We start from the raw sequence: 21,340 nt of genomic DNA, 5'->3' as shown, positions 1-21,340 counted from the left end.
CTTTTTACATGTAACAACCACTACAGCTCTTCAATTACCTTCGTTAGTTTTTGAAGCGCTGATAAAAGATTTGTTAATTCTTCAGATAAAAAAACTGCTGCCTACAAAATATAGACAGCAGCTACAGTATACATTTTATAACTAATAAACAGCGATCGGCCCATAAGGACCATTAATAATTTCTATTCTTGTTTCAAAAATATCTGTCAAAAGTGTTGAGTCCATAACTTCTTCTACTGTTCCAAAAGCAGCAATTTGTCCATCTTTCATCGCACAAATTTTGTCAGAGTATTTAGCTGCAAAATTTATGTCATGCATAACAGTCAAAATTGTTCTTCCAAATTCATTAGCCGCACGTCTCAAATGCTCCATCATTTGAACAGAACGAGCAACATCAAGGTTATTTAGCGGCTCGTCCAAAAGTACATATTCAGTCTCTTGGCACAATACCATCGCTACATATGCCCTTTGTCTTTGACCACCAGAAAGCTCATCTAAATATCTATTCTCTAAATTCGTTAAATCTAGGAAGTCGATATATTTAGAAATAATAACTTCATCCTCTTTCGTTAATCTTCCCTTTGAATAAGGAAAGCGCCCAAATCCAACTAATTGTCTAACAGTAAGCCTCGTTACAAAATGATTTTCTTGTCGCAATATAGTCAAAACTTTTGCTAAGTCTTTTGATTTGGATTCAGAAACATCCATATTTGCTACTTGGATTTGACCTTCATCCATATCTAAAAGTCTTCCTATCATCAAAAGTGTCGTTGACTTTCCAGCGCCATTTGGTCCGATTAAAGAAGTAAAGCCTGCTTTTGGTATTTCAATATCCAAAGGTCCTATTTTTACCTTATCCGTATAGAACTTTTTAACATTATCAATTTTTATCATAAAGCCCTCTTCCTTAAAACTATAGTTAAGAATATAATTCCACCAAATAATTCAATAATAACTGAAACTACACCTTGAGCATGGAATACATGATACATTAAAAAGTATGCGCTCGTCATTATTAAAAATCCGATTGCAAAAGCCATTGGGAAAATATATCTGTGATCATACGTCGATGCCGCCTGATAACTCAAAGTTGCTACTAAAAATCCATAGAAAGTAAGTGGCCCAATTAGAGCTGTTGAAATAGACATTAAAATAGCTACTAATACAAGCGTATAAATTACACTAGGTTGATATTTAACTCCAAAAGAAGTAGCAACATCCTTTCCTAGCGACAAAACATTCAAATTCTTAGAATGAGCAAAAATTAATACTGCTACAATTATGATCATCGGAATTACAATAGGAAAATAGGCAGGATCTGCATGATTAACAGAGCCAAATAATTTCGCTTGCAAAATATCAAACTCTGAAGGCGCAAGTAGTTTTCTCATGAAAGTTGACATAGAATTTAGTCCAGTGCCAATGATAATCCCGACTAAAAGCATAAGTTGTAAATTCCCGTATTTACCGGAAAGTAGCCATCCATAAAGTATCAAACTCATGAGGACCATAACAACGACTTGAAATAAAAATGATCCAATTCCATTAAAATTGATCAATGCACTAGCACCAAAGAAGAATATTGTGCTCGTGTGAATTGCTGAATAAAGTGATTCGAAACCTAAAAGCGAAGGAGTAATAATCTTATTATTCGTAATGGATTGGAAAGCAACTGTCGACAAGCTATGGCAAACAGCTGCAATAATCATTGCAACAATAGCTACAATCCTTCTCTTAACAACTGGGATAAAAGAAGGTGAATCTATCGGAACTGGATTGTTATACACTAAAAGTCCATATGAAGAAAGGAGGCCTAAAGCAATCAATGTTATCAGTACAATCCAATAACGTCTTGCTTCCTTCTTAGAACGAAAAGCGCTAGCTGATCTACTTTCATTATGAAGGCTAGAATCGACTTCGACATTTTCTTTATTTCTATAATCTAATGTGATCATCGTAGCCTCCTTGGTTTTCTTTTTCTCAATAAAATAGTAATAAACACGACTGCTCCTACTGATGCAAGTATTAAAGAAACAGGTAATTCAAAAGGTTTTATAATTGTTCGAGAAATGATATCACAGGCAGTTATTGTCCCCATTCCGATCAGACACACCCAAGGTAAATTACTTCTAAGATCATCACCTCTAAACATGGAAACAATATTTGGAACAATTAACCCTAAGAAAGGTAAATTTCCAATAACAGCTGCAACAATTCCAACGGCAAAAGAAATAAGGGCCGTTCCAAAAAGAACAATTCGGTTGTAATTAACTCCAAGGCTTGTTGCAACATCTTCTCCTAGTCCAGCTAAAGTCAATCTATTCGCATACATAAAAATAAGCAAAGTAACGATAACAATCAGCCATAAATATTCGTATCTTCCCACCTGAATGTTAGCAAATGAACCTACAAACCAAGTTTCAATACTTTGCGTCATTTGAAAAAGGAGTCCCAAAAAAGTAGACACTGCAGAAATAACTGCTCCAAGCATCAATCCAATAATCGGGACAATTAAAGACGAACGGAGCTTAACTCTTCTTAAAAATAGAAAGAAAATCATAGTTCCTATAAAAGAAAAAATGATTGCACCAGTCATTCTTTGAACTAAAGTTGGGGCAGGAAATAGTAAATACACAAAAAGCAGGCCTAAGCCTGACCATTCAATAGTCCCCGTTGTAGTAGGTTCAACAAATCGATTTTGTGTAATAAGTTGCATGACGAGCCCTGCCATCGCCATTGCAGCTCCAGTAAGCATTAATGCAACTGTTCTCGGAACACGAGTGATGAAAAACATCTCCATTCCGTCCTCTTGTCCATGTATATCATAAACGCCAGTAAACAGTGATATAATCCCTAAAATTATAACAACTATAATCGCTATTATAAAAGATTTTGTCCATAATTTATTGTGATTATAAAACTGGGGTTGAGAAATATTCTCAACCCTAGAAATTATATTTTTTGACACTGCTTCGTACTCCTTTACACTACTTAGCTAAAGTTTTTGCAAGATTTCCAAATAACTCTATATAAGTTTGAATTGATTCATTTGTGTAAGTATCTGCTGGTGCATAAATAACTTGTTTTTTAGAAACAGCAGTTGTGTTTTGAAGAGCTGGTGATTTAGAAATAACATCCTGAGCAGGAGCTGACTTAGCTGCATCAGATGTTGCAGCATCACGATCTAATACGAACAGCCAATCAGGATTTGTTTGTGCAATAGCTTCAACAGAAACGTCGTCACCTTTATGACCTGCAGTAGAATTAGAAACTTCTAATGCTGGAGTCCAACCGAAAATTTCATACATTGGTCCCCAAACACGGCCAGAGTGCGGCGCAGCAAAACCGATATTACCACCAGTAACGATAACACTCATAACTTTATCTTTTCCGTTATAAGCAGATTTTGCATTTTCAATAGATTTATCAAAATCAGCTACTAATTTTTTAGCTTCTTTCTCTTTATCAAAGATTTTTCCTAAAGTAACAGTAGAATCTTTAAGTCCTTTTACTAAGTTTTCTCCAGGCTTAGTAGCCTTCTCAGAAACATCAACATTAAGATCAATAACTGCTGCATTTGGTACTAATTTTTTGATTTCTTCGTAATGGCTAGCAAATCTTTGACCAACAATTACAAGGTCAGGGTTTGCAGCGGCAATAATTTCAAGATTTGGCTCACGGTGATTCCCAATATTTTGAACTTTTTCATCCTTTTTATATGCTGAATCAGCAGGCATGATATCCTTTGGAGCAGCCGCTAATTTAATTCCCCAATCAGCTAAAGTTTCAAACGTTCTATTATCTAAAGCAACTACATTCTTTGGATTTACAGGAACAGTAACTTTTCCATGCGCATCAGTGATTTCAACCGTTTTTGGCTTATCACTACCATTATCTTTAGTAGCCTTCGAAGTTTCTTTACTTGAATCTGAGCAAGCTACTAACATTAAAGTGAAAATTGCTAGAATACTTACTAATTTTAAAAGCATAGTTTTTTTCATACGTATACTCCTTATTATGTAATTTATTTCGAAAATGATGACTTCCAAAGATTGAATTAGATAATAACTGCTATTCACCTAAATCAATATTGATAATCATTTTCATTTGAATATCCTGTAAATAAGTATAGTCATTAATTATGTGAAAATCTTGTGAATGGTGTGAGTTAATAAAATTAAAAATAAATTTGATACGGTCTCAACTAATGCGCAGCAGATCCATCCCCCACACCTTATAAAACATGGTTTTTACTGCAAAAAAATGACTATTTCCTGATAGCAATCTTCTTTTTATAGTTTCTGTCTTTTCATATTTCACAGAAACTACTTTATGATCTTATTTTTATCATTCAACCATTGAATAGCCTCTGCCATGTATTGTTTGAATATATCTATTTTTCTTCTCACACTTTAACTTTTTTCTTACATACCCAATATATAAGTCTACTACATTTGGATTTACGACTACGTTATGTCCCCAAACTTGGTTCAAAAGCATTTCACGGCTCAATATTGTATTTTTATTCTTGATTAAAAATACAAGTAAATCGTACTCACGCTTCGTAAGCGAGAGATTTTTACCACCTTTTTTCACAATATTGCTAGATGCATCAACAAAGAGATCTTTAAACTGATAAAAGGTTATCTCATTTTGCTGGTTACAGTTACTTCTCCTTAAAATAGCTTGCACCCTAGCTACTAATTCTTCTTTCGCAAATGGTTTTCTTATATAATCATCAGCTCCAGCTTGTAACCCTGCTACGCAATCCTTGCTAGAAATATTGTCGGTCACAATAATGATGGGTGTCATTTTAACAAGTCGTATTTTCCTGCAAATTTCTGGTCCAGATATACTTAATGAATCCCAATCTAATATAATAATATCCCAATCTTGTTCATATGCTATATTTAAACCTTCGTTTTCATTGTGAAGTTTTAAAATGAAATGGCCTTCTTCCGTTAAACCGCTTACGATTTTCTTTGCTAAAGACCGTTCATTTTTAATTACTAACACCTGCCTCACCGATGGTTCACCTCTACTTCAATATAACTTAGTTACATAAAAAATTATTTAAGATTTATAAATATTAAACCCCTAAAAAATCCATTAAAACAGTTTATTAGGAGAACTCTATATAATCTTACAATAGGTATAGATAGAAACACAAAACATATTAAGATTTGAATAAATTGATTTTATTGATAGAAACTCACCAATCGAGCGTTTACGATCAGCTATAGTATCTACCTGCTTACCATCAATAACCATTTCTTCATTTTCTATTTCAAGAAACCAGCCCCGTTGCAGAAAACTAAAAAACAAACATTTGACTGGGTGGTGCAAAAGAAAAATCAACCGTAATTTTCTCTAAACTAATTGGGAAAGAATATAAAAATATATCTGTTGCGTAGTGAGATACACGTTTTTCTACTTCTAAAAACAAAAAGAACTATAACCTCACCAACCTGGCAAAGTTATAGTTCATATCATACAAAATGTAACTCTACCCAAAAATTACCACAAGTACAATAAAACAATACTGTTATTCTGTCACCTCCAACCATAAAAATACCGAGTAGGATATACTCGGTATTTTTTGCTATCGTTCTTTCGGAAGAACAATTCCTTTATATAATTGAACTGTTACGAAATAGTAAATGGAATAAATAACCACAAAAATTAGAATTGGTAACCAAATACGGAAGTATGGATCGATTAATATAAATCCAAATATATTCATACCTAGTAGAACATGTACAATTCCTACTATAGCTGGGAATAAGAATACAAAGAATAGCTCTTTATAGATAGACTTTGTTAATAATTCATGACGGACACCAATTTTTCGTAGCATTTCATAGCGTACAATGTCTTTTGAAGCACCAGAAAGAATCTTAAACATTAAACAACTTGCCATCATCGCAAGGAAAGCAATACCTAAGAAGAATCCCATAAATACTGTTCCACTCGCACTAGCGTATAGCCCATTATATATTTGATATTTACTGAAGATGTCCTCAGCTGTAACATTTTTATATTTAATTAACTGTAATTCATCAATTTTTTTCCACTTGTCTAAATATGATACAAAATCATCCGTTTTCCCAATTAACGCTACATTCTCTTTTGCTTGTATTTGATCGTACGTTTTTTGATCTACTATTTTATCTATTTTGTCATTATTACCTAAATAACCTGGATGAATGCGGTTTAAGGCTTGATTCCACTCATCTGGAATGACACTTATATTCTCCTTATTTTCTGTACCGTAAACTGAAATTGCTCTTACAGGAAGATTCTCAGAAATACGTTTTTCTTTATATTTACCCTTTTTTTCTGTTTCAACTTGAACAAGTGGACGGTTTTTCTCTAAATCTTCTTTTAGATTATATATATATTTCTCATCTACTTTATAACGATATTCATTCTTTTCTTTAAATGTAATACCATCTAAAATGTTCTTTTCTTCTGTTGTTGGATTATGAATGACTACATCATATATCTCAAGGTTATCAGTAGATTTCATTACGTCATTTTTGAAAGCCATCCCCCCGGAAATTGCTCCGGCACCAAGTGCTACCAACATTGCTACTGTAGCAAGTACCCTTGTTAAACTATTAATACGGAAGTTTAATTGGGCAAATGTAAAAGCATTAAGGCCTTTTTCACTATAATTTTTATTGCTTTTCAACTTCTTAATAATAAGCGGAAGAACAGAAGCAAATAACATATATGTTCCTGCTGTAGTTGTTAACATTGCAATGAAAGGACCCTGCTCTTTTAATTTATTCATATTCATCATGGAAGCATAGCCAATTGCTAATAAAAGAATAGCTAAGAATGAAATTATCCAAGTCCGCTTTCCATTGCTTATTGTGCGTTCTGCTGAAGCGTCTGCATGTACAAGTTGCAGAACAGAAATTCTTGATAATTTCACACTATTCATAATGGCAGATAGTATAAATATCACCAAGAAAAACATACAAGTAACTAGCATCGATGGTATATAAAACGCATGATAACCATCCGCGGTGAAATCCAATTGCTTCATAAGGAGTTTACCTACTCCTTGCGATAATCCTATCCCTATTGTAAGTCCAATTACTAAAGATACCGCACCGATTACAATTGTTTCCAGAAACATAAGGGTTGTGACCTTATGCTTTTTTGCCCCTAACATCATATACATTCCAAATTCTTTTTGGCGAAGAGACATCAAAAAAGAATTTGCATATAGAACATAGAAGAATGTAATGATTGCTAATAGAACCGAGCCAGCTTGGAAAACAGGGCCAATTGACCGAATAGTAGTATTCGCTTCAACAAATGCTTTATTTAAAGCCAATGTTTGAAACATGTAAAAAATTGAAATTGACATAACAAGACCAATAAGTAAAACGGTATAGTCTTTCATCTTACTCTTTAGTCCTGACATAGAAAGCTTAAATAACATGGTAAACCTCCTTTCTTATCCCTTTTTTGTACCTAAGTCTGCAAGTACATCTAAAATTTCTTTATAAAACGATTCGCGTGTACCACTACGGTGAATTTCCTTATATAGCTCACCGTCTTGAATGAATAAAATACGTTGACAGTAACTTGCACTATATGGATCGTGCGTGACCATCATAATGGATACACCTTGTTTTTCATTTAAGTTTTTCATTGCATCCAACAAACTTGTTGCATTTTTAGAATCAAGCGCTCCTGTTGGCTCGTCTCCTAAAATAATTGCTGGTTCATGTACAAGTGCACGAGCCGCTGCTGAACGCTGTTTTTGTCCACCAGATACCTCAGATGGATATTTTTGAAGTATTTCTGAGATCCCTAACATTCCCGCTACCTTTTCTACTTTTGGTCCAATCTTTTTAGAAGAAATACCTTGCAATGATAATGGTAACGCAATATTTTCATAAATTGATAGATTTTCGAGTAAGTTAAAATCTTGAAAGATAAAACCTAATTTTTGAGAACGGAAATCTGAAAGTTCTCCTTGTTTCATTTTCGTGATATCGATACCAGCAATTTCAACAATCCCCTCTGTTGCTTGATCCAATGTTGAAATAACATTTAATAATGTTGTTTTCCCCGAACCTGATGGCCCCATAATCCCAACAAATTCGCCCTCTTGAATTGAGAATGAGACCCCTCTTAATGCCTGTGATTGATTCTCACCTTTTTTACCGTACACTTTTTGAACATTTTTTACGTTTACAACTGAGTTACTCATCACATTCTCCTACCTTTTCTTTTCACTTGAAATATCTATTATTTATTTTTTAATCTTTCTTTTGCTTTTTCAGGAACATTTTCTTCCTTTACTTCCTCAATTTTATAAACATACTTTCCTTTTACATGTACTTTTAAATAAGAATTTACATATTCATCCTTAGCGCCCACCCCTACTTTGATGGTATTTACATCTCCTAATTCATCAACCCCGTCTATGGCATAATAGAATCTTTGACCATCGTGTTCAGGATCAGGTTTCGCTTCACCTTCTGTATGAACGTATACATCTTTTTCTTTCACTAGTGGATTAAATCTATCTATTGTATCTCCTCCTACATAAGTTAATAATCCACCTCCTACAACAATTAATCCTGAAACTGCAAGCAATGCTTTTTTCATTTTCTTTTCCACCTTTCTTTTCTTATATGATTTATTTTGATATCATCTATTCTTTTAGAATGGATATACTCTGTAACACATTTTTTAGTATAAAGAGCGTTTCTTAACAAAAAGTGAGGTAGCTTCTTAAGTTTTTCTTAACAAAAAATTTCACATTTTAAAAAAAGAACCCTTTTTATAAGGGCTCTTTTTTTTTAATACAATTACATATTTAATGTGTTTCGGTTTTCTTGAAAAAAATAAAAAAACGATATTATTCTGCAGCAATAGGTAACGTAATAATAAATTGTACCAGTCCATCTTCATATTCAGCTCGAATATCCCCACCCTGCATATCAACTATGCTTTTAGCAATCGCTAGTCCAAGGCCAGACCCCTCCGAGACTCTACTTCTTGACTGATCCTTCTTATAGAAGCGTTCAAATAAATGTTCCAGCTCTTTTTTTGTAAATTCTTCACTTGGATTTTTCACAGAAATCTGAATTGTTTCTTTTTGTCGTTGTAGAGAAACTTTAATTTCTCCTTCATCCTTACTGTATTTAATTGCATTCATTAATAAATTATCAAATACACGAACAATTTTCTCTGGATCAACTACAGCATGTATTCGTTCTTCTGGAAACTCTTTCGTAATTGAAAGACCATGTTCTTCAGCTTGTGGAACCAATTCTTCAATTAATTGATCTAACATTTCATTGATACATATCTCTTGTTTTTCTAACACAATATTCTCATTCGTTAATTTTGTATACTCAAATAAATCTTCTATTAAATTTTTGAGTTGTTCAGATTTTGAAAAAGCAATTTTTATATACTCATCATATTGTTCTCTGTTTTCATACTTTGCATCTTGTAATAAACGCAAATATCCCATTATGGAAGTAAGCGGTGTGCGTAAATCATGCGAGACATTTGTAATCAATTCATTTTTTTGTCGTTCAATTTCCCTCTCTTTTTCTATATTCACCATAAGTCCTTCGGCCATTTGATTAATATTTTTTGTTAACAAAGCCATCTCGTCTTGTCCCTTCTCTTCAATTCGATATGCTAAGTTTCCTTTTGCAATTTCATTTACACCTTGTACCATCACTTCAATCTCTTTCATTTTTTTCTTAGTAATATAAAAGAAAGAAAAAATAAATACAATAACTCCCAAAAGTGTTGGGAAAACTCCCTCTTTTATATCATAAGTAATAGATCCTTTTGGGATCCCACTTACAAACATATATAAATTTTTACCTTCAACCGTAATTGGATAAAAGGTGAGGAACTCTTTACGTATTTCCTCTGTATTTGAAGCATCTTTATTAAATTCAACTTGATTTACTGCAAAATTCATTACATTACTAATTGTATTATGCAAATTAATTTCTACTTCTTGTGCCTGCTTCGTTTTATATAAAACCTTTCCAGTTTCATCTGTAATTAATACTTTTAAAGGAGTTGTATCCTCTTCAGCCTTACTATTAATTATTTCTTGCAGGCTATTTATTTTATTCTCACTTATTGCTTTTTCAGCAATTTGCTTTGCTTGAAAGTTAATATTCTGCATACCCGTACTGTAGTCAACATAAGCTGTTGAATTTGCCCCTTCAGCAAGTGGAGCTACGGCCCTTGATACAACAAACCCTAGTAATGCACAGAGAAAAAAGGTTGTAATGAGCTGTATTCTAATACTTTTTAAAATATAACATTGCAATTTTTTAAACATCCTTTTAATGTTATTATTCAAAGGATGAAATAATTTAAATATCTTTTTCAATTTTATATCCTACTCCCCAAACAGTTTTAACGTACCGAGGTTTTCTCGGGTTTTCTTCAATTTTTTCACGTATTTTCCGAATATGTACCATTACGGTATTATCAGATTGAAAAGCTTCCTCTTTCCACACTCTTTCATAAATTTGTTCTGCACTCATTACCATCCCTTGATTGCGAGCAAGTAATTCTAAAATAGCAAACTCCCTCGGAGTTAATTTTACCTCTTGATCGGCGATAGTTACTTTATGTGTCGTTATATTGATTTTCATATCTCCAATTTCAACTTCGTTTTCATTTTGTACGCTTATTCCACCATTCATTTTCATGTATCTTCTAAGCTGTGACTTAATTCGAGCAATGAGTTCTAATGGATTAAAAGGCTTTGTAACATAGTCATCTGCACCCGTTGTTAGCCCTAAAATTTTATCCATATCTTGCGTTTTTGCAGATAACATAATAATAGGCATTTCTGCTATTTCTCGCACCTTCATACACATGTGGATACCATCAATTTTGGGCATCATAATATCAAGGACAATTAAGTGCACCTCGTTTTTCTTTAGTAGTTCTAACCCTTCTTCTCCATTTTCAGCTTGCAAGACCCTATAGCCCTCATTTTTTAAATAGATGGCGATGAGTTCTCGAATCTCCTTCTCATCATCCACTACCATTATTGTTTCTTTACTCATAAAATCTCCTCCGATGTAATTTCCAAAACTTATGCTTTTCTCTATTTACTTACCGTAGTACTTCGTTTTTGTATATATACATACCAAATACAAGCAACGATAAGGACAATACCACCAAAATAAATACCGTATTCTGTTGTGATTTTTACAATTGTGTCTATATGATTTCCAAATAAGGAACCAAGTAAAAAATAAACAAGTGTCCACACAAACCCCGTGGTATATGAATATAGAGCATATTTTCTATAGGACATGTTGTTCATGCCTACTAAGTAAGGGATAATGTGTCTAACGACAGGTATAAAGTAGCTGGTTACTAATGCATAATGTCCGTATTTATCAATCATTTTTTGTGATTGTAGCAAATACTTTGCCTTTTTCTTTTTCATTAATTTATCAAGTACCTTGGTACCGAATACTTTGCCCAATAGATAACCTAAAGAAAGTCCAGAGACAACTCCTAAATAAGTTAACAAAAAGGCTGGAATTACACTTAATATACCCACTGATGATACAAAACCACCGCTCATAACAATCATTTCATCTGGAATTGGCATACCAACAATGCCGAGCCATAAACAGAAGAATAAAGCGGTATAACCATACTGCTCAATATAAGACAATAATTCATGTAATTCCATTATGCATATGCTCCCCTCACCGATTTTTTACAGCTAAAGACATAGGCTGGTGGGAAGTTAAACCAAACTTTTTTTAATTGGATATCTGGAAAAAAGTCTTCAATAAATCCTTTTTTGACAAGTGAATATTGAAAGGTAATAAACCTACCATTCTCACGTAACGACTCCATTACGTTATTTAAAATACGTGATGATTCTTCTTTTGGCAAGGAAGTGAAAGGTAATCCTGATAATACATAATCCACACCTTTTATTTGTAACTCTTCCACATACCTTTGAATATTTTCAGCTGACCCATGTATGACTACGACACTTGTATCATCCTCATATTGCTTCTGTAACTTTTTGAAAAATACTTCATTAATTTCAATTAGAATAAATGTTGTTCTTTTCTTTTTCCTCTTCATAATCTCTTTCGTAAAAGATCCTGTTCCGGGCCCTAATTCTACAATACATTTTGCCACTTCAAAATCGATTGCATCTACCATTGCTTTTGCTAATATATTAGAGCTTGGTGCAATTGCACCTGTGTTTTTTGGGTGTTTTATAAATTCACTTAAAAATGTAATAAATTGCATCTCTATCTCCTCGATCATTTGATTTGGTGTGAAGTAGATTTCAGTATAAATTTTATTTCTTAACAAATATCGAGGAGGATTCTTAAGATTTTCTTAAAAGAATATACAACTCTACCTTATAAGAACCAACTTGTATCATTTGAAGATAGCATTGTCAGAAAACATTTATTAGGCATAAGTTCACCTTTGGTGCAAAAATGTTAGTATCTCACCTTAGGGTTACAAAATAAAAAGGTGAAATTCTTTATCCGAATTTCACCTTTTTGTTTCAGATATATATTTTGTTTTTAACGTAGCATCAATTTAAAGATCTCTTCTATTAATTAAGAAACTTTAGATGATGTTTTCCACGACCAATAAGTCCATTTTCGAAGTAAGTTCTCCAATGGTCCATATTTATATTTCTTTACATATAATGAGCTAATAGAACATTGGATAGAATAGATTATGAACGCAACAAAAATCAAACTGATTGAATCTAAATTTTTGAATAGCCCAATATGATATCCACATACAAAAATAACAGTTTGCATAATATAATTTGTTAATGAAGTTTTTCCGACATTTTCAAACCATTTAAAAATTTTCATTTTAGAGAAATGAATAAATATCAAAGAAAAAGCTGCAATATAGCCTATTGCTAAAAGTAATGATCCAATATTTAATACGTATAATGACCACTTATTTTCAAAAATCATAATACTAACATATTTCATACTCAAAGCGATTGGAATTAAAATAAGTCCTCTTTTATACCATACATATTCTTGTTCTAAACACACAAATACATTCTTTTTTGCAGCAGCCATGCCAAATAAGAATAGTGGCATTGTTTGTGAATAAATAAGTATTGATAGTAAAAATAAAGAAATTCCGATAATTATTAAAGTTCTTGGTTTCTTTTCAATTATGAACAACAGCAAAAAGCCAATGATACCATACGTGAGAAGAATATCTCCCTGCCATAGAGTAGCGTGAAGGATACCTAGTAATATTAGCATTGCAAATCTTCTGGTTAAATGCCATCTTACATGCTTGTTTCTTCTTTTTAAAGAATCCACTAGTTTTATAAGGGAATATCCAAATAGAAATGTAAAAATCGGCATGAAACTACCTTCCGTTAGAATCATAATAATTTTTTTTACTTGATCATTAGGTGTATCTAAGAGACCATAACTGTAAATTACAACATTGGCTAATAAAATCCCTAATAAACTAAAACCTCTTAAAGCATCTATTATTCTAATTCTTTCTTTTTGCACAATGAATAATCCTCATTTCGTTTTTTTTCATAATAAAATAATCTTCTTATTATTTTTTTTTGTTTTTCTTAAGAAATCCTTAACTTTATAGTAGCTGTATACTGAAGTGAAAAATTGTTTGAATTTAGAACCATAAATTTATCGCAATTATAAAACGATATTAAACAAAAATTATTGTACTCGTTGTAATCACCATTAATTAGGAGGGATATATGTTACTATATATTTGTAATTCACAAAACAATAAGAAAGAAGGTGTTATTGTGGAAACAAGGATTATAGAAACTGAGAAGAAAATTGATTCAAAATCTCTTTTGGCTTTGGAGTTATTAATCATTTCCGGCATTGTATATCAACTTTTTTCATTTGTAGGGGGTATACCTGGATTATTAAGAATGATTATTGAAGCTTCATGGAATCTTATATTATGTGGAATTATTGGATACTATTTTTTAGGTAAAATATCATTAGAGCAATTTAAACATTTTAATTTTAAGACATTACTTTGGGGGATACCTTTAACGATTATCGTGGGTATGGGTTCCACCTCAATATTCAACTACCTTTTTGAACCTGCAACTCAAAATTCTGTCGCTGAAGTAATAAGTATTTCTATGATTTTATTCCGTGTACCATTTATGTTAATGGGCGAAGAGTTGATTTGCACGAATATAATTATTGCATTACAAAAATTAGGATTGAAATTTGGTACAGCATCAATAATATGTAGTGTTTTATTTGCTTTGTGGCATATTCCTGCCTATGGTTTCGTACCACTGCAGTTATTAATAACTATAATCCCAGCTAGATTAGCACTAAATTATATATGGAAAAATTCAAAGAGTGTTTGGGTAAGTTGGATTTGCCACTTTGTTTTCGATATTTTAGGTTTTTTGCCAATGCTTTTTAAATAAAAAATAATTCTACTTATAAATAACAAACAATAACATAAACAAAAAAAGAACCTTAGGGTTCTTTTTTTACTTATTCTTATTCAGAACATGTAAGGATAGCATCATATCGCTATCAAGCTAATAAAATAAAGGTATGCATTTTCACTATTGGATTCCTATCTTTGGAACCATAAGTTTGCCTAAAAAATAATGCGAATTAAAGTAATGATATTTTCCTTTTTCATTAAGGAATCCAAATTGCTTTTTAATCTGTCTCTAATTACAGACAGATTAAAAAATAAAAAAGGACAAACTCTAATTAGTATAAGTTTGTCCTTTTTGTTTACTATTTACCTAGAAACGTCATGTTAACACACATAAATGTGACAGCTATTTAACCCAATCGGTCCCCTTTTTTTACTTTTTGTTGAGGTTCTATCAGTACAACACCTTGTTCTGCATAAACACCCATCACTAATACTTCCGAACTAAAACCAGCAACCCTCATTGGTGGGAAATTTACTACACCAAGTACTTGTTTACCAATAAGATCGGATAGCTCATAACATTCAGTTATTTGCGCACTACTTTGTTTAATTCCTATTTCATCCCCAAAATCAACCCAAAGCTTGTATGATGGCTTTCTTGCTTTTTGGAATTCTTCTGCACGGATAATCTCTCCTACACGCATATCTAATTTTTGGAAATCATCAAAGGTTGCCATATTTATTCCTCCTGAAAAATTATCATTCTACAAACAATTATTTATTAATGAAGTAATCTTTAATTAATTTTGTTTCTCTCTAATAACTAATAGAACTCCTATCAAAATTAAGGCAGAACCTACCCAAAATGTTGCACCTATCTTTTCTCCAAGAATAAGCCATCCAAGTAATGTTCCAACAACAGGTTGGAAAAAGAAAAATAATCCTCCACTTGAAGCATTGAGCATTTGTAATCCTCGATTCCAAAGTAAAAATGCAACGGCTGTTGAGATAATTCCTAAATATAAAAGTCCTCCCCAAATAGTTGGTCGAGTGAGCTGAGAGATATCAATTGCATGTAACCTTGGTAAAACAAAAGGAGTTAACACAATTAAAGCTACCAAGGTGGAATAAGTGGTTACCACAATTTGCGAATAATCACTTGGCAGACGTTTTACAAGAACAGACATAAGCGCCCAAGTTAAAGCCGCAATAAGAAGAGAAATACCGCCAAGCACACTTGACGTATTCAAGTCACCAATTCCGACAATAATAATGACTCCAATTGTCGCTAAACAAACAGATATACCTTTTTTAAAAGTCAAACGTTCTTTAAGTATTAACCAAGCAAACAACACCATAAACGCTGGTGTTGAAGAAGTTATAACGGCTCCCATCTGTGCTGAAGAAAGCATTGTACCCGTTTCTTGAGTAACAATCGAAATAGCATAACCAATTACACCAATTGTTATGATTATTAAAAAGTAACGCTTTTCAATGCGCCATTTTTGTTTTGTTACAAATCCAATAATAAGAAGCGCAACAATAGCCACTAAATAGCGCAACCATACAAGTTCTAATGGTGGAATGACCGATACTAATACTTTAACAACAACATACATGCCGCCCCAAATACTAGAAGCTAAAATTAAATATAAAGAACCTAATAAGGTGTTTTTCATTTTTTGTACCCTCCGCTTTTTCTATAGGTCTATAAAGCCCCTAACGGAGAGATGTAGTCACTTTCTCTCTATTAAGAGCGGAAAAGTGCTACTGGTACATCGTTTTCAAATAATGGAGCTAAATACATACTGATTCACCTCTAATTTCATACTAAAATATAGTATAGTTTTTTATCCTACATGGAATATCGAGATTTATCAAGATAAAAATATTCATTAAAAAATTCAAATGAATTGCATACATAGAAATAGATATGCTCTATTTTCGAACCATAAGTTTGCCATAAATCAAAAGAACCATAACTTTGCCAAAGTGGCAAAATTATGGTTCAAATCACAACAAAATAAAAAACCACCAAATATGTATTGGTGGAGACGGTGGGAGTCGAACCCACGTCCAAAAATATCGGCACTTAAGCTTCTACGAGTGTAGTCGATATATTAGCATTTCGCGAACTCTTCAGCCTATCGACAGGCTTCCAAGTTGCTAGTCTGGTTGTTCTCTTCCTTTGTCCTCAGACGGCGAACTCCGGCGTAGTCCACTTAGTTTGAGTCCCTTACCCTACCACATGGACGATGGAGGGAGGAACCTTTAGTGCAATTAAGCAGCTAAAGAAAGATTGTTTTGTTTGCCAATTATAGGCTTTGACGTTTTAACGAGGCCGATCCCCTCGACTCGCAACCTAAGCTCGAACTATCCCTGTCGAATCCGTAACGTCCCCATGATAAAAATGGAGCATACGAAGAAAATTTCGTGATAGCTACTAAGAGCTGTTTTTCAATGTGCAACAACCTTACATAAGTTATTATAACATACGCGCGCCGTTTTACAAATGTAAATATCTGTATTACATCTTTTGACGATCACGGAACGCGCGTGCAATTTCACGTTTTGCTTCTTTCTCTTTTAAATCGTGACGCTTATCATATTGTTTCTTACCTTTTGCTAAACCAAGTGCCATTTTCGCAAATCCATTTTTCAAATAGATTCTAAGTGGAACTAGTGCGTAACCCGTTTCTTTTGCAGCTCCTGCTAATTTATCAATTTCTTTTTTATGCAGAAGTAACTTTCTCGTACGAAGCGGATCGTGGTTGAAACGATTTCCTTGTTCGTACGTACTAATATGCATATTATGAACCCATACTTCACCATTATGTACACGTGCAAACGCATCTTTCAAGTTCACTCGTCCAGCGCGAATTGACTTAATTTCCGTTCCTTGAAGGACAAGCCCTGCTTCGTATGTTTCTTCGATGAAATAATCATGAAAAGCTTTTTTATTTTGTGCAATAACCTTACCTGAACCTTTTGGCATATAACGTCCCTCCTCTATTTTTACTATTGTAACAAATGTAAACAAAAAGCGAAAGTGGCTCGCTTAGAATCTTTGGACATTGGAACTCCCGACAGAGAAGCGCTTTTTGCTTCGTCCGAGGGAGTGAAATGGCCAACAGATTCTAGCCACTGGAGCTGGATTATACAAAAAGCGAAAGTGGCTCGCCCAGAATGTGAGATGGATGGAGCTTCTGACCTTGAGGCGTTCTTTGCCTCTAGAGAAGAAGCGAAGCCGCCGAACATTCTAGCCACTGGAGCTGGATTATACAAAAAGCGAAAGTGGCTCGCCCAGAATGTGAGATGGATGGAGCTTCTGACCTTGAGGCGTTCTTTGCCTCTAGAGAAGAAGCGAAGCCGCCGAACATTCTAGCCACTGGAGCTGGATTCCATAAAAAGCGAAAGTGGCTCGCTCTCAAGTCACCAATAAAAAGAAAAAGGCCCCGCTTTTTATCAAAGCGAAGCCATCCTTTTCTTACTTACGCTTTTTCTTCTTCTTCTTGAATCCTGGTACGTTTTCGAAGAATGCTTTTTTCTTCTTGCCGTTACCATCTTTTTTCCCTGGTTGGCTAGCGGACGCGGATGCAGATCCTCTTCCTTTACCTTTGCCACCACGGTCAAATTTTCTACCTGTGCCACGTTCTCCGCCGCGCTCATTACTGCGTTCGCTACGTCCGCCGCGTTTCTTTCTGCCTGTTCTTGGCTGTTCGATCACGACTGGACGATCTTTGAACTTACGACGAGGCGTACCTTTCATGCCAACGATTTCAAAGTCGATTGCTCGCTCGTCTTTGTTTACGTTAATAACGCGAATTGTAATTTCGTCACCGATGCGGAATACGTTACCTGTACGCTCTCCAATCATTGCGAAGTGCTGCTCATCATAACGATAGTAATCATCCGTTAAGTAACTAACGTGTACAAGACCTTCAATTGTATTTGGAAGCTCTACGAATAAACCGAAGTTTGTTACAGAGCTAATCATACCATCATACTCTTCGCCGATCTTATCAAGCATATATTCTGCTTTTTTCAGCTCGTCTGTTTCACGTTCTGCTTCAACAGCACGGCGTTCCATATTAGAAGAATGCTCTGCTATCTCAGGTAATTTTTCACGCCATTTTGCTTGTGTTTCATTGTCGACTTTACCGTTAATGATGTATTCACGAATTAATCGATGAACAATCGTATCTGGGTAACGACGAATTGGTGATGTGAAATGTGTGTAGAACTCAGTTGATAAACCGAAATGTCCTAAGCTATCCGCATCGTAACGCGCTTGCTTCATTGAACGAAGCATTACTGTTGAAATAACTACTTCTTCAGGCTGCCCTTGAACCATTTCAAGAATTTGTTGCAACGCACGAGGATGTACTTCATTCGCACGTCCTTTTACTGCATATCCAAAGTTCGTTACAAACTCAAAGAAACGCTCTAGCTTATCTTCTTTCGGCTCTTCATGGACACGGTACATAAACGGTACGTTCATCCAGTGGAAATGCTCTGCTACTGTTTCGTTTGCAACAAGCATAAATTCTTCAATTAACTTCTCTGATACAGAACGATCACGCATGACAACATCTGTCGGTTTTCCTTCTTCATCTACTAATACTTTCGCTTCTTTAAAGTCAAAGTCGATTGCCCCGCGGCGCATACGTTTTTCACGTAAAATTTGTGCTAATTGCCCCATCTCTTTAAACATCGGTACGAGCGGCTCATAACGTTTAATTAACTCTTCGTCCTCATCTTCTAAAATGCTTCTTACGTCAGCATACGTCATACGCTCTGTCGTTTTAATCACACTTTGGAAAATCTCGTGTTTTACAACGTCACCTAAATTGTTAATTTCCATTTCACAAGATAACGTCAGACGGTCTACTTTCGGATTTAATGAACAAATACCGTTAGATAGACGATGCGGAATCATCGGAATTACACGGTCAACAAGATATACACTCGTCGCTCTTTCCGCTGCTTCTACATCAATTGGAGAACCTTCTTGAACGTAATGACTTACGTCCGCAATGTGAACACCAAGCTTATAGTTACCGTTCTCAAGCTTCGTTACTGTAACAGCGTCATCTAAATCTTTCGCGTCTGCACCGTCAATCGTTACGATCATTTGGTCACGCAGGTCACGGCGATCTTTTAAATCTTCTTCTGAAATCGTTTCTGGTACACTGTTTGCATGTTCCATCACTTCTTCAGGGAACGCTAAAGGCAAATGATGTTTATGGATAACAGATAAAATATCTACTCCTGGGTCATTTTTATGACCTAGAATTTGAATAACTTCACCTTCTGCACTTAAACGATTCTCTGGATAGCTCGTAATTTTCACAACTACTTTATGACCTTCTACAGCACCCATTGATGCGCTTTTCAATACGAAAATGTCACTTGTCCAGCGTTTATTGTCAGGTATAACAAATCCAAAGTTTTTCGATTCTGTATATGTACCAACTAACTCTTTCGTTCCGCGTTCTAAAATACGTACAATGGAACCTTCTTGACGCGAACCACTTGATTGGGAACTAAGGCGTGCTAATACTGTATCACCATGAAGTGCACCGTTTAATTCTGTAGGCGGGATGAAAAGATCATCATCTCCTGTTTTCTTTTCGTCTGGTACAACGAATGCAAAGCCACGTGCATGTCCAATTAACTTACCACGTATTAAATTCATCTTTTCAGGAAGACCGTAACGGTTGCTACGAGTACGAATAACAAGTCCCTTTTCTTCCATCGTTACAAGTGCTTTTACGAAATCTTTAAAGCCCTCAGAACCTTCAATCCCAAATGCCTCTTCTAACTCTTGTATCGTTAGCGGTTTATACGCTTCTTCTCTCATAAATAATAACAACTTATCAATATGTTCTTGTATGATTTCTTCCAAGCAAAAATACCTCCTTTAAAACCTTATATTATTTAGTGTATCCGAAAGATAGGGGATGTATAAAGCGAAACTTCAATACTCCCCTTATGATTTTTACAGTTTTCACAAAAAATTCCTTATGAAAAAAAGAGGCAACTAGATCTTACCAATCTAGTTGCTCCAAGAAGTTATATACATCCTCATGTAGCTCGTCACGCTGCTTATCAAGTGTAATGACATGCGTAGAGTCTTCATACCATTTAATGTCTTTTAACGTTGATTCTACACCGTTATAAATAATGTTCGCACTATCTGTATTAATCATTTCATCATGACGCGCTTGTACAACAAATGTTGGTGCATAAATCATGTCCACATTGTTACGTACGTCAGCAATTAATTGTTGTAATGCTTTTAATGTATTCATCGGTGTCTTTTGGAATTCCAACATTTCTTGTTCGATTTGCTCTGGTGATTTTTGCTCACGCTTTTTATATTCGCGGGCATATGCCAATATACCTTGGTACATCGTTTCTTCACTCTTAATATACATCGGTGCACACATTGGTACTACACCTAAAACCGGTACTGTATAACCTAATTTTAGAGAAAATACTCCGCCAAGTGACAATCCAACGACAGCAATTTTCTCAAACCCTTTATCTTTTAAAAGCTGATATGCCTCCGTTACATCTTGCCACCAATCTTCAGGACCTGTATGAACAAGCTCTTCTGGTGGTACACCGTGCCCTTTATAAATTGGCGCATGACAAGTGTAGCCTTTCTTTTCTAAGAAACGCCCTAACATACGTACATCAGCTGAGTTTCCTGTGAATCCATGTAGTAATAAAACAGCGCGGTCTCCACCCTCAAATGTAAATGGTTTCGGAGATGCTAATTTCATCATGTACTTCTCCTCTTTCTCTTCTGTAATCTAGTCGTATTCTTTCTATATCTAGTGTACCATATTTATATTTCTATAATCTAATTAGAAACATCTTTCAAATG

At 34.3% G+C, this 21,340-nt stretch carries 20 protein-coding genes and 1 other RNA gene; 2 read left to right on the top strand and 19 right to left on the bottom strand.

Translation table 11 applies throughout. From position 1 onward, the window contains the following. Positions 1 to 141 precede the first annotated feature (141 nt). The 13 genes from PDQ40_RS25905 to PDQ40_RS25845 form a co-directional block, all read right to left on the bottom strand. Positions 142 to 894: an iron ABC transporter ATP-binding protein gene (locus PDQ40_RS25905; protein WP_000590069.1), complete on the bottom strand. Its 753-nt coding sequence runs from the start codon at positions 892 to 894 to the stop codon at positions 142 to 144. Then, a complete protein-coding gene (locus PDQ40_RS25900) occupies positions 891 to 1,955 on the bottom strand; it encodes an iron chelate uptake ABC transporter family permease subunit (protein WP_000631129.1) in 1,065 nt (354 codons plus the stop codon). The genes PDQ40_RS25905 and PDQ40_RS25900 overlap by 4 nt, the downstream gene beginning before the upstream one ends. After that, positions 1,952 to 2,968 carry an ABC transporter permease gene (locus PDQ40_RS25895; protein ID WP_270691733.1) on the bottom strand — a complete coding sequence of 339 codons (1,017 nt, stop codon included), beginning with the start codon at positions 2,966 to 2,968 and terminating at the stop codon, positions 1,952 to 1,954. The genes PDQ40_RS25900 and PDQ40_RS25895 overlap by 4 nt, the downstream gene beginning before the upstream one ends. A 19-nt stretch (positions 2,969 to 2,987) precedes the next feature. Further along, entirely contained in the window at positions 2,988 to 4,001 is a 1,014-nt protein-coding gene (locus tag PDQ40_RS25890; protein WP_000753457.1) for a siderophore ABC transporter substrate-binding protein, read from the bottom strand. Between the two features lie 346 nt (positions 4,002 to 4,347). Continuing rightward, the gene (locus PDQ40_RS25885) at positions 4,348 to 5,025 is read right to left on the bottom strand and encodes a response regulator transcription factor (protein WP_001250243.1); all 678 of its coding nucleotides are present in this window, start codon (positions 5,023 to 5,025) and stop codon (positions 4,348 to 4,350) included. A 577-nt stretch (positions 5,026 to 5,602) separates the two neighbouring features. Beyond that, entirely contained in the window at positions 5,603 to 7,456 is a 1,854-nt protein-coding gene (locus PDQ40_RS25880) for an FtsX-like permease family protein (RefSeq protein ID WP_144533444.1), read from the bottom strand. A gap of 15 nt (positions 7,457 to 7,471) precedes the next feature. Then, complete coding sequence (locus PDQ40_RS25875; RefSeq protein WP_242301631.1) at positions 7,472 to 8,233, bottom strand: ABC transporter ATP-binding protein; 762 nt, start codon at positions 8,231 to 8,233, stop codon at positions 7,472 to 7,474. A 38-nt stretch (positions 8,234 to 8,271) separates the two neighbouring features. Continuing rightward, the gene (locus PDQ40_RS25870; protein ID WP_242301633.1) at positions 8,272 to 8,634 is read right to left on the bottom strand and encodes a YxeA family protein; all 363 of its coding nucleotides are present in this window, start codon (positions 8,632 to 8,634) and stop codon (positions 8,272 to 8,274) included. Between the two features lie 253 nt (positions 8,635 to 8,887). Next, the gene (locus tag PDQ40_RS25865; protein WP_391509480.1) at positions 8,888 to 10,396 is read right to left on the bottom strand and encodes a sensor histidine kinase; all 1,509 of its coding nucleotides are present in this window, start codon (positions 10,394 to 10,396) and stop codon (positions 8,888 to 8,890) included. Next, positions 10,380 to 11,084, bottom strand: coding sequence for a response regulator transcription factor (locus PDQ40_RS25860; protein ID WP_242301635.1), 705 nt, complete (start codon positions 11,082 to 11,084; stop codon positions 10,380 to 10,382). Before PDQ40_RS25860 ends, PDQ40_RS25865 begins: the two co-directional genes overlap by 17 nt. A 41-nt stretch (positions 11,085 to 11,125) precedes the next feature. Beyond that, positions 11,126 to 11,725, bottom strand: a complete 600-nt coding sequence (locus tag PDQ40_RS25855; RefSeq protein WP_143880680.1) for a DedA family protein — start codon at positions 11,723 to 11,725, stop codon at positions 11,126 to 11,128. After that, the gene (locus PDQ40_RS25850) at positions 11,725 to 12,303 is read right to left on the bottom strand and encodes a class I SAM-dependent methyltransferase (RefSeq protein WP_242301640.1); all 579 of its coding nucleotides are present in this window, start codon (positions 12,301 to 12,303) and stop codon (positions 11,725 to 11,727) included. The genes PDQ40_RS25855 and PDQ40_RS25850 overlap by 1 nt, the downstream gene beginning before the upstream one ends. A gap of 323 nt (positions 12,304 to 12,626) precedes the next feature. Next, positions 12,627 to 13,565 (bottom strand): DUF418 domain-containing protein, encoded by a 939-nt coding sequence (locus PDQ40_RS25845; protein ID WP_270691732.1) that lies wholly within the window; start codon positions 13,563 to 13,565, stop codon positions 12,627 to 12,629. Positions 13,566 to 13,828: 263 nt separating this feature from the next. Here PDQ40_RS25845 and PDQ40_RS25840 point away from each other — a divergent pair, with 263 nt between their 5' ends. After that, on the top strand, positions 13,829 to 14,479 hold the full coding sequence (locus PDQ40_RS25840) for a CPBP family intramembrane glutamic endopeptidase (protein ID WP_242301657.1): 651 nt from the start codon (positions 13,829 to 13,831) through the stop codon (positions 14,477 to 14,479). 373 nt (positions 14,480 to 14,852) lie between these two features. On the opposite strand, the gene PDQ40_RS25835 is transcribed toward PDQ40_RS25840, so the two are convergent. The 4 genes from PDQ40_RS25835 to smpB all read right to left on the bottom strand — a co-directional run bounded on the left by PDQ40_RS25835 (position 14,853) and on the right by smpB (position 17,440). Beyond that, a complete protein-coding gene (locus PDQ40_RS25835; RefSeq protein ID WP_270691731.1) occupies positions 14,853 to 15,182 on the bottom strand; it encodes a tRNA-binding protein in 330 nt (109 codons plus the stop codon). Positions 15,183 to 15,245: 63 nt separating this feature from the next. Next, positions 15,246 to 16,124: a DMT family transporter gene (locus PDQ40_RS25830; RefSeq protein ID WP_242301646.1), complete on the bottom strand. Its 879-nt coding sequence runs from the start codon at positions 16,122 to 16,124 to the stop codon at positions 15,246 to 15,248. A 367-nt stretch (positions 16,125 to 16,491) separates the two neighbouring features. Beyond that, positions 16,492 to 16,846: a transfer-messenger RNA gene (gene ssrA, locus PDQ40_RS25825) on the bottom strand. Between the two features lie 126 nt (positions 16,847 to 16,972). Continuing rightward, positions 16,973 to 17,440, bottom strand: coding sequence for an SsrA-binding protein (smpB, locus tag PDQ40_RS25820; protein WP_001123902.1), 468 nt, complete (start codon positions 17,438 to 17,440; stop codon positions 16,973 to 16,975). A 299-nt stretch (positions 17,441 to 17,739) separates the two neighbouring features. Here smpB and PDQ40_RS25815 point away from each other — a divergent pair, with 299 nt between their 5' ends. Then, positions 17,740 to 17,961 (top strand): hypothetical protein, encoded by a 222-nt coding sequence (locus PDQ40_RS25815; protein WP_270691730.1) that lies wholly within the window; start codon positions 17,740 to 17,742, stop codon positions 17,959 to 17,961. Here the strand turns inward: PDQ40_RS25815 and rnr are convergent. Then, complete coding sequence (rnr, locus tag PDQ40_RS25810; protein WP_270691729.1) at positions 17,933 to 20,353, bottom strand: ribonuclease R; 2,421 nt, start codon at positions 20,351 to 20,353, stop codon at positions 17,933 to 17,935. The genes PDQ40_RS25815 and rnr overlap by 29 nt on opposite strands. Before the next feature lie 142 nt (positions 20,354 to 20,495). Beyond that, complete coding sequence (gene estA, locus PDQ40_RS25805) at positions 20,496 to 21,236, bottom strand: carboxylesterase (protein WP_000761976.1); 741 nt, start codon at positions 21,234 to 21,236, stop codon at positions 20,496 to 20,498. Between the last annotated feature and the right edge of the window lie 104 nt (positions 21,237 to 21,340).

It is taken from the genome of Bacillus cereus group sp. Bc061, from assembly GCF_027715825.1.
GTDB classification, from domain to species: domain Bacteria; phylum Bacillota; class Bacilli; order Bacillales; family Bacillaceae_G; genus Bacillus_A; species Bacillus_A paranthracis.
Note: the sequence above shows the minus strand (reverse complement) of the source record. Positions and strands in the feature narration are given on the sequence as shown.

Excerpts from the sequence above, each read along its gene's own strand:
- PDQ40_RS25905 (WP_000590069.1), bottom strand. The coding sequence starts at position 894 with ATGATAAAAATTGATAATGTTAAAAAGTTCTATACGGATAAGGTAAAA.
- PDQ40_RS25900 (WP_000631129.1), bottom strand. The coding sequence starts at position 1,955 with ATGATCACATTAGATTATAGAAATAAAGAAAATGTCGAAGTCGATTCT.
- PDQ40_RS25890 (WP_000753457.1), bottom strand. The coding sequence starts at position 4,001 with ATGAAAAAAACTATGCTTTTAAAATTAGTAAGTATTCTAGCAATTTTC.
- PDQ40_RS25880 (WP_144533444.1), bottom strand. The coding sequence starts at position 7,456 with ATGTTATTTAAGCTTTCTATGTCAGGACTAAAGAGTAAGATGAAAGAC.
- PDQ40_RS25875 (WP_242301631.1), bottom strand. The coding sequence starts at position 8,233 with ATGAGTAACTCAGTTGTAAACGTAAAAAATGTTCAAAAAGTGTACGGT.
- PDQ40_RS25870 (WP_242301633.1), bottom strand. The coding sequence starts at position 8,634 with ATGAAAAAAGCATTGCTTGCAGTTTCAGGATTAATTGTTGTAGGAGGT.
- PDQ40_RS25860 (WP_242301635.1), bottom strand. The coding sequence starts at position 11,084 with ATGAGTAAAGAAACAATAATGGTAGTGGATGATGAGAAGGAGATTCGA.
- PDQ40_RS25855 (WP_143880680.1), bottom strand. The coding sequence starts at position 11,725 with ATGGAATTACATGAATTATTGTCTTATATTGAGCAGTATGGTTATACC.
- PDQ40_RS25850 (WP_242301640.1), bottom strand. The coding sequence starts at position 12,303 with ATGCAATTTATTACATTTTTAAGTGAATTTATAAAACACCCAAAAAAC.
- PDQ40_RS25835 (WP_270691731.1), bottom strand. The coding sequence starts at position 15,182 with ATGGCAACCTTTGATGATTTCCAAAAATTAGATATGCGTGTAGGAGAG.
- PDQ40_RS25830 (WP_242301646.1), bottom strand. The coding sequence starts at position 16,124 with ATGAAAAACACCTTATTAGGTTCTTTATATTTAATTTTAGCTTCTAGT.
- smpB (WP_001123902.1), bottom strand. The coding sequence starts at position 17,440 with ATGCCAAAAGGTTCAGGTAAGGTTATTGCACAAAATAAAAAAGCTTTT.
- estA (WP_000761976.1), bottom strand. The coding sequence starts at position 21,236 with ATGAAATTAGCATCTCCGAAACCATTTACATTTGAGGGTGGAGACCGC.